The sequence below is a fragment of the Aeromonas sp. HMWF014 genome (assembly GCF_963878295.1).
Lineage (GTDB): Bacteria > Pseudomonadota > Gammaproteobacteria > Enterobacterales > Aeromonadaceae > Aeromonas > Aeromonas popoffii.
On sequence record NZ_CAWNYS010000462.1, the window covers coordinates 1 to 8,821 of the forward strand.

Sequence of the window (8,821 nt, forward strand, 5' to 3'; positions counted from 1 at the left end):
GCTCGTTATCGTGCAGACTGCGCCCCATGCTGTCTGCGATCTCCTGCAACATGGGCTCTTTACCCAGCATGGCGGCGTATTGACGGATCAGCACCAGAGAAGCAGGCTGCCAGCGCCCCTGAGCCAGGTTCCACAAACCACCGGCCGTGCGCCGCTGGGGATCCAGCACTTGCTCCAGCTCCTCGCTGGCGCCAATCTGATCTTCCAACTCCTGCTGCAACCTGAGCCGCTCCGCCTCGGCCAGCTCCTGCTGCAAGCGCAGCAAGGCCCCCACCAAACTGGCTCGCCACCGATCAAGCAGCAATCGTCTGGCCCCTTCAGTGGGATGGTCCACCAACTGATGAGCCAGCTGACGTCCCTCGTCGGCAAAATCACTGCCCCGCTCCAGAGCACTGAGCAGGGTGGGCAACTCGGTCACCAGCTGGGCGAGATAAAGGGAAATGAAGTGCTGGTAGAGCAGAAATTCCTGCTCCAGCGTCGAAGGCACAGGGGTATGGGCTATGGTGTCATTCACCTGATGGCGCCAGCGCTGCAGCCGCTGTTTCAGGGAACGGCCCTGTGCCTTGCCTACCCGGATAAAACGGGAGATCTGGGTGCTCGCCAACAGGGCAACCACCATTTCAGTCACCATCTCCCCTTCCGAGAGCGCCAGCAGGGCGCTCATGGTGCCAATCTCGATCATTTACCCCGGCTCCCCGCACAACAGTGGCAAGCGCTGTTGCCACTGAGCCAGCAGATCGGCGGTTTGGTCAAGTTCACGGGCCTGGGTGAAAAAGCCTTCCTCAATAGTCACCAGCCAATGCGAGCCGAGAAAATGGTGAGGCTGGTGGTCATCAAAGCGATGACGCTGACGGCGCAACTCGGTGCGCAGGGCCACCAGTTGTTCACTCAGAGTGGCCAACGTCTGGTACCAGGGAGCACTTATCAGCCCGGGCAAAGGCTCACGGCACACCAGCACCAGAGGAATGGGATGACGCTGGCTGTCGAGCAGGTTGAGACGCTGGCTGCTGTCGAGCTCAAGCTCCAGGGTCAACCCTGTCTTGCTGCCCGCGGGATGAAAGAGCACCTTGTCGCCACCAAACTGCCAGTGACCCAGTACCACTTTGTCACACTCCAGTGTCTCTACCAGCAGATCCGGCTCCTCCGGGCTAAGCCGGGCAGGGGTGAGCAGGTGCAACTGGATTTGCAAGCCACGCGCCCCTTCCTTGCGGGCCTCATCCAGCGGCAATTGCCACCCCTTGCTGCGCTTGCCCAGCATCCCCCTGTGGGGCTCGGCCTTGAGTGCCAACCGGGCACTTATTTGTTGTTGCAACGCCTGTAAGGCCGAGGTGATGGCCATATGACGGGCAATCAGTGACTGCTGCCGGTAACAGTGCAGACGGGCAAACTCTTCCATCAGCGTCAGCAAGGCGGTACGACTCTCTGCGTTATGCCAGAGACAATCTTTCAGCAACAGCAGATCCAGCGGTGCCACCTCCCGCCTGCCATGGAAGAAAGCACTGGCCTTGCACAGGCGTACCGCCTTTTTCCAACGCCGATCCGAAACGTAGCAAGGCTCATCGCCCATGCTGTCGAGCCGCTGCCGCAATTGATAGACAAGTTCGAACACCTCGTCGGGCAGCACCACTTGCTCTATCTGCTGTTGCCACAACTCATACTCCTCACTCCTGACTTGCAGGGCGGGAGAGAGGTGACGGGGAGAGACGCCATCACTGGACAACATGGCCTGGAAGTTGGCCTTCTCCTGCACCCTGTCCATCCAGACGCGCACCAGCATGCGATCGTAGAGAGCTTCCAGCCCGCTGTCCGGCGCCGGCAGCTCGTTGGAGGCGGTCACCAGCAGCCGCATGGGGATGGGGTGCTGGCTGTCGCCGTTGCGAAACTGTCGCTCGTTGATGGCGGTGAGCAGGGTGTTGAGGATGGCGGGGCCCGCCTTCCAGATCTCGTCGAGGAACACCACCTCGGCTTCCGGCAGGTAGCCCGTGGTCAAGCGCAGATACTTGCCATCTTCCTTCAGCGCCTGAATGGAGAGGGGGCCGAACACCTCCTCCGGCGTACTGAAGCGGGTCATCAGGTATTCGAAGTGACGCGCCTCGTGGAAGGCCAGCTTGAGACGGCGGGCGATCAGGCTCTTGGCGATACCGGGTGGGCCCAGCAGGAAGACACTCTCGCCGCTGAGGGCAGCCAGCAGACCGAGCCGCAGGGCATCCTGGCGCTCATACAATCCTTCTCCGAGTGCCGACAGCAGGCCTGGCAAGCGTTCATGAATGGGGGCAAGGCAAAGATTCTGTTGTGCTAAAGGTGGCATAAGCGCACTTCCGATACTGGGGTTGTCTGGAACCGGCACACCCGCAACTCGGTCGAATGTTCCCTGTTCTGCTGATTGTATTGTGTCGAGGCCACCTGCGGACAAAACCGTCTGGCGCATAGGCGCTGGGCCACCACTCCTGGCTAAAACATACCGCAAAAGATGCAGCAAAACGCGTTCGAGTGTACCCTGCGCAGAGCTTTTTTCACCAATGCAAATCAAGACAGAGCCACAGCCCATGCAAGATCCCGTGCGTCAGAGCACACATCAGGCGCCATCCCTTGAGCCAAGCGGCCTCACGCCCGATCTGATGCGTCAAACCCTGTTGGCCCGTATGGGGATACAGAGCTGGCAACTGCGCCGCCCGGCCCTGCTGGGGGTCCATACAGCCCCAGACAAGCAGGAAACCGTCGCGCCAGCCCCTGCTCGGGATACGCCTTCCGTCGCACTGGCCCAATCTGAGCTCGACACGCCGCCGGCCGGCAAGCTCTGGATCCTGGCCCCTCGCCTGCCCGCCCCGACCCTGCTGGCAGATCTGTGCCAGTTGCTCGGCATCACCGTCGACGAGGTGACGCTGCTGACTAGGCTGCCCACCGGGCACAAGCCACCCCAGCTCTGGCTGGAACTGGCCGATCCCGCCTGGCCCGATGCGCTGGTCTGCCCGCTCACGCCGACACCGGCCCAGAAACGGGCGCTGTGGCAGCAACTCAGATCGCGCCTCGGTTAAGCAACCCTGTTGCCCGGATCTGCCCCTTTCCTTCCGCCGCCCCGACCCAACCCGGAGTCACCATGCCTGAGTTTCGTCCCCTGCTCGAGACAGATTTCGAGCTGATTTACCCCATAGAACAGGCCGCCCACAAGGAGCCCTGGAGCCAGGCCAACCTGATCTCCTGCTTCGGGCCGCGCTATCTCAATGGCTTGATGCTGCTGGATGGCCGCCCCGCCGGTTTCTACATCTCGGATCTGGTGGCGGGCGACAGCTCGCTGATGAACATCTGCGTGCACCCCGACTTTCAGGGCAAGGGGCTGGGACGGGCGCTGTTGAAGGAATATCTGACGCGCAGCAAGGCGAAGGGGGCCGAGGCCTGGTTCCTGGAGGTCCGCGACAGCAACCGGACCGCCATCGGCCTCTATGAGAGCGCAGGCTTTGCCGAGTATTGCCGCCGGGCCGACTACTACGGTACTGGCCAGGATCGGGAAGACGCCGTGCTCATGTCACGCCTGTTCGACTTCGGCTAGGCCGCCTCACAGCAGCGGCGCATTGTCGAGAGCCAGATCCTGCAGACTCTGGGTGGTGTGCAGCACGGCTTCAAAGCCAGCCGCCGACAACGGCATGAAGAAGCCGCGCTGCCAGGTGACACCCGGCATCCAGATCTGCTGGAGATCCACCACTATCTTGATGGGCTTGAGCGGTTCTCCCGGCTGCTGCACATAGATGCCGGGCAGGGTCACCACCTGCGGGAAGCTGCGCAGTATGTGCTCGCTGCCATCCCCCGCATCCGGATTGAGCCGCACCTTGACCAGCCTGGCCAACACGGGCGCCATCTCCTGTGACTGCCACAATGTGGCGTCCAGCAGCATGCAGCGTCGGCACTTGGCACGCTCGATCACATAGAGCAGTGGATAGCCCTTGAGCTGGGCCAGCTGCTGCGCCCTGGCGTATCCGTCGGCGCCGCTCAGCCAGGGGCTCTCTTCCTCGCTGGCCATATCCCCCAGCGCAAACCAGAGCCCGCCAGCCCCGGCCAGCAACAGCAATACCCCTGTGACCACCCCCTTGATCCCGACACTCATGGCAACCCCCAAACGAATCCAATTCATCACCCCCCATCATGCCTCAAGTTTGCCCTGATTGCTGACTTTGTGATCCAAGACAAACGGCGCACACTTGTAAGCTGTAATCTTAGAGTTTAAACTCCAGCGCAATTTTTTGGTGCCCCTGCGGGCGTACAACTGTTACTTGAGGATGTTTGACTGATGCCGAAACTCCATCTGGTTCGACTGATGCGTGAACGTATCGCCCGGCTTGGCAACAAGGCCGCCCTGCGCGTACAACAGGATGGCCAATGGCGTGCCATCGGCTGGCGTACTCTGGGACAGGCCATGGACTACTGCGCTCAGGCGCTGATCCGCGCCGGCCACCAGCCCACCGAAATGGTCGGCCTCTACGCCCGCAACATGCCGGAGTGGACCCAGGCCGATCTCGGCATCCTCGCCGCCCGCGGTGTCAGCGTGCCTATCTACCCCACCAGCACCCTTGAGCAACTGCGCTATATCGTACGAGATGCCAACATAGGTCTGCTGTTCGTCGGTGAACAGGCCCAGTTCGATCAGGCGCTCACGCTGTTGAAAGATGGCGAGATCCGCCAGATCGTCGCCCTCGATGGCAAGGTCAACCTGCGTGACTGCCCAGAGGCCAGCCACTTCCAGGCCTTTCTGGTCTCCGGCAACCATCAGGCCAGCGAGCAGGAGTTGCGGATACGGGAAACCCAGTACCGGATGGATGACTTGCTGACCCTGATCTACACCTCGGGCACCACGGGTGAACCCAAGGGGGTTATGCTCGATTTTGCCAACATCGCCGCCTGCTTCGAGATGCACAACAGCCGCCTCGATCTCAACGAGCAGGATGTGTCGCTGTGCATGTTGCCGCTCAGCCACGTGTTCGAGCGAGCCTGGACCTACTACGTGCTCTACTGCGGCGCCGAGAACGTCTATATCCGCGATCCGCAGAAGGTGATGGATGTCATCGGTGAAGTGCAGCCGACCGTCATGTGCGCCGTGCCGCGCCTCTACGAGAAGGCCTACGCCATGATCCAGGCCAAGGTGGCTCAGGCGCCACGCCTGCGTCGTGCCCTGTTCGGCTGGGCCACCGGCGTCGGCAAGCAGCTGGTCACCAGCCGTCAGGCTGGCAAGGCAACCTCGCCGCTGCTTTACGCCCAGCTCTGGCTGGCGGAGCGGCTGGTGTTTCGCAAGCTGCGCGCCCGCTTCGGTGGTCGCACCCGCTTCCTGCCGGTGGCAGGCGCCCGTCTGGCCGACGACGTGAACTTCTTCTTCCAGGCCATGGGGCTCAACCTCAAGTACGGCTACGGCATGACTGAGACCACGGCCACCGTCTGCTGTTACGAAGACAACCAGTTCAAGCTGGGTTCCATCGGCACGGCCCTCAACGGCATAGAAGTGAAGCTGGGTGAGAGCAACGAGCTGCTGGTGCGCTCCCCGACCGTGATGCGCGGCTACTACAACAAGCCCGATGCCACAGCCGAGGTGATGACCGAAGACGGCTTCCTGCGTACCGGCGATGCGGGCGAACTCGACAGCGACGGCAACATCTACTTCACCGAGCGTCTCAAAGAGCTGATGAAGACCTCAAACGGCAAATACGTGGCACCGCAACTGGTAGAGGGGACCATCGGCAAGGATCGCTTCATCGAGCAGATCGCTATCGTCGCCGATGCCCGTCACTTCGTCTCGGCGCTGATCGTGCCCTGCTTCGAGTCGCTGGAGGAGTACGCCCGCTCCATCAACCTGCAATACCAGTGCAAGACCGAGCTGCTGCGCCACTCCCGGGTGATGGAGTTCTTCGATGCCCGCATCCAGGATCTGCAAAAGGAGCTGGCCAAGTTCGAGCAGGTGAAGAAGTTCACCCTGCTGCCAAGCGCCTTCTCCATGGAGCTGGGGGAGATCACCCCCACCATGAAGCTGCGCCGCAAGATCATCGAATCCAAGTACCAGAGCGAGATCGAGGCAATGTATAACCATGTCTGAGTACAACCACGCCTGATCCCGCACAGGTTCAAGGAAATAAAAAAGCCGCTCACTCGAGCGGCTTTTTGTTTGTGCGTGCCTGGCATCAGGCTGTCGTCGTGCTGGTACCGAAATAATCGGCCAGGAAATCATCAAACGACAGGCTGTCGCTGCGTTCCCGCTCCCGCTGCTTGGCGAGGGACTCGCGCGCCTCGGCGGCGAAGTAGGCCGGATCCCAGTACTGCAAGTCGCCTGCCAGCATCTCTTCCCGATAGCGGCTCGCCAGCTCGTCGCCGAAGCAGCCGTTGTCCTGACCGCTCTCCAGCAACTGCTTGAGCAGGCGGGCTGAGTAGGTCAGCTCCGGGTTGAGCAGCTTCTCCCTGTGCATGGCCAAGGTCTCGCGGTAGTCGTTGCGGCCACAGCAGCGATCCAGCAGATCGGCCACCTGAGCCAATTCGTCGAACAGCTTGATGCCGTGCTCCTTGAGGCCGATGGCGTTGCCCTGCTCATCTTCCAGCTCCAGGCCGGGGCGACGCCCCTCCAGCACCACCTTGTTCTGGTTGCGGCGATTGCGGGCCATCTCCTCGTCACTCAACACGGGGGATGGGCGCAACAGGCACCAGACCAGGAACAGATCGAAGAAGCGGATCTGATCCACATCGATGCCGAACGGGGTGAAGGGGTTCACGTCCACGGTGCGCAGCTCTATGTATTCGATGCCGCGCTGCTCCAGCGCATCCGAGGGTTTCTCGCCGCTGCGCGGAGTGCGTTTAGGCCGGATCGGGGCATACAGCTCATTCTCCAGCTGCAGCACGTTGTCGTTGAGCTGACGGTACTCGCCATTCACCTTGACCCCTATCTTGGCGAAATCGGGATCATGGGTGTTGATGGCACGGCGCAGGCTGCTCACATAGGCGGGCAGGTTGTCGTGGCTGATCTTGAGACCCGCCTGCGCGCTGTTGGTGTAACCGAGATCGGACAGGCGCAGCGCGGTAGCATAGGGCAGATAGAGGGTGCCCTTGCCGATCTTCTGGAACGGCAGGTTGCTCTTGCGCCCCTTGAGGAAGGAGTCGCAGATGGCCGGCGAGGCGCCGAACAGATAGGGCACCAGCCAGCCGAAGCGGTAAACGTTGCGAATCAGCCCCATGTACTTGTCAGAGATGAAGCGCTGGCTACAGCAGCCCTCGCACACCAGATCCTGCCACTCGCTCCAGAAGCTGTCCGGCATGGAGAAGTTGAAGTGCACCCCGGCGATCACCTGCATCAGGCTGCCGTAGCGGTTCTTCAGCCCCTGCCGGTAGAGGGTCTTCATCCGCCCTATGTTAGAACTGCCGTATTGGGCCAGCCGTATGCTCTCCTCATCGCCAACGAAGCAGGGCATGGAGAGCGGCCAGATACGCTCGTCACCAAGATGATGGATGGCGTGGCGGTGGATGTCGCCCAGCTGTTCGAGCAGGCTGTCGATAGAGTCGGTGGCCGGGGTAATGAACTCCAGCAGGCTCTCCGAGTAGTCGGTGGTGATGTTGGCATGGGTCAGGGCCGAGCCCAGACTCCTGGGGTGATCCCTCTGGGAGAGGGTCCCTTCCGGCGTGATGCGCAGACATTCACGTTCGATCCCGCGCCGGATCCCCTTGAGGGCCGTCAGCCGTTCCGGCGAACCCAGGGCGGTCAACAATTCGGTGAGTGACAAGCTAGTCGTGGTCATATTCACAGCTCAAATGTGTGGCCGCCCCACAGGGGGGCGGCACTATTTTATGAAGCGCCCTCAGGGCAGCTGCAGCGGATAGATGGGAAGATGAAGCTCCTTCAGGGGTTTTTCAAGCTTTTGCTTGTCGCCCACCACCACAATCACCATGTCGGCCGGATCGAGCCAACGGGCGGCGCTGGCTTTGAGCACCTCGGGTGACACCGTTTTGATCAGCTGATTCTGGGCCTGCACATAGTCAGGCTTCAGGTCATACATGATCATCTGCAGCAGGAAGCCAGCCTTCTGGCTCAGGGTTTCGTAAGAGAGTGCATCCTGCTGGGAGACGGCGCTGCGCATGTAGTCCAGCTCCACCGGGGTCGGGCCGGTCGCGCGATAGCCCTCCATCTCGTTGAGGAACTGACGGATGGCATCCACGGTCGCATCCGCCCGCACATTGGCGCCGGTGGCGAAAGTGCCCACCTCGCGATTAGCGGAGAAGCCAGAGCTGGCACCGTAGGTGTAGCCCTTGTCTTCCCGCAGGTTGAGGTTGATGCGGCTGTTGAAGTTACCCCCCAGGTTGAAGTTCATCAGCCCTGCGGTGAAGTACTCCCCCGTGGTATCGAACGGCATGGCGCGGCGGCCGATGCGGATCACCGACTGGGGCGCCCCCGGCTTGTCCACCAGGTAGATGCCCGGCTTGGCCTGTTCACCCTTGGGCTTGAGGCTGCCAAGGGTTGGCGCGGACCCCGCCCACTGGGTCAGGAAGCCGAGTTGCTCCTCCACCTGGGACTGGGCCACGTCCCCTACCACCACCACCTTGGCGTTGGTCGGGTTGTAGTAGTTCTGATAGAAGCGCTTCACGTCCGCCAGGGTCAGCTTCTCGATATCAGCCAGCACGCCATCACTGGGCTGGCCGAGGCGGTTTTCCTTGCCATAGACCAGCTCGCGGAAAGCCTGGCTGGCCAGCCACTCGGGCTGCTGCTCGCTCTGCTTCATCCCCTGCAGCAGCTGCGCCTTGACCCGTTCGAAGTCGGCCTCGCGCATGCCGGGCCGCTCATACATCTCGCGCACCAGCGCCAGAG

The 8,821-nt window shown here is 61.6% G+C and carries 7 protein-coding genes and 1 pseudogene; 3 read left to right on the top strand and 5 right to left on the bottom strand.

The genetic code is table 11. From position 1 onward, the window contains the following. Both AAC083_RS18115 and AAC083_RS18120 read right to left on the bottom strand, forming a co-directional pair. Positions 1 to 682 (bottom strand): annotated as a pseudogene (locus AAC083_RS18115) (ATPase RavA stimulator ViaA); the annotation flags it as partial. Next, positions 683 to 2,308 (bottom strand): ATPase RavA domain-containing protein, encoded by a 1,626-nt coding sequence (locus tag AAC083_RS18120; protein WP_108535507.1) that lies wholly within the window; start codon positions 2,306 to 2,308, stop codon positions 683 to 685. Positions 2,309 to 2,546: 238 nt separating this feature from the next. Here AAC083_RS18120 and AAC083_RS18125 point away from each other — a divergent pair, with 238 nt between their 5' ends. Both AAC083_RS18125 and rimI read left to right on the top strand, forming a co-directional pair. Then, positions 2,547 to 3,035, top strand: coding sequence for a DNA polymerase III subunit psi (locus AAC083_RS18125; protein WP_108535508.1), 489 nt, complete (start codon positions 2,547 to 2,549; stop codon positions 3,033 to 3,035). A gap of 62 nt (positions 3,036 to 3,097) precedes the next feature. After that, the gene (rimI, locus tag AAC083_RS18130) at positions 3,098 to 3,547 is read left to right on the top strand and encodes a ribosomal protein S18-alanine N-acetyltransferase (RefSeq protein ID WP_108535509.1); all 450 of its coding nucleotides are present in this window, start codon (positions 3,098 to 3,100) and stop codon (positions 3,545 to 3,547) included. Between the two features lie 6 nt (positions 3,548 to 3,553). Here the strand turns inward: rimI and AAC083_RS18135 are convergent, their stop codons facing one another. Beyond that, the gene (locus AAC083_RS18135; protein WP_108535512.1) at positions 3,554 to 4,099 is read right to left on the bottom strand and encodes a hypothetical protein; all 546 of its coding nucleotides are present in this window, start codon (positions 4,097 to 4,099) and stop codon (positions 3,554 to 3,556) included. A 183-nt stretch (positions 4,100 to 4,282) separates the two neighbouring features. Here AAC083_RS18135 and AAC083_RS18140 point away from each other — a divergent pair, with 183 nt between their 5' ends. After that, on the top strand, positions 4,283 to 6,073 hold the full coding sequence (locus AAC083_RS18140) for an AMP-dependent synthetase/ligase (protein WP_108535510.1): 1,791 nt from the start codon (positions 4,283 to 4,285) through the stop codon (positions 6,071 to 6,073). 85 nt (positions 6,074 to 6,158) lie between these two features. Here the strand turns inward: AAC083_RS18140 and gshA are convergent, their stop codons facing one another. Continuing rightward, positions 6,159 to 7,757: a glutamate--cysteine ligase gene (gene gshA / locus AAC083_RS18145; protein ID WP_108535511.1), complete on the bottom strand. Its 1,599-nt coding sequence runs from the start codon at positions 7,755 to 7,757 to the stop codon at positions 6,159 to 6,161. A 60-nt stretch (positions 7,758 to 7,817) separates the two neighbouring features. Beyond that, a partial coding sequence (locus AAC083_RS18150; protein WP_146181540.1) for a M16 family metallopeptidase occupies positions 7,818 to 8,821 on the bottom strand: 1,004 nt, incomplete at its 5' end.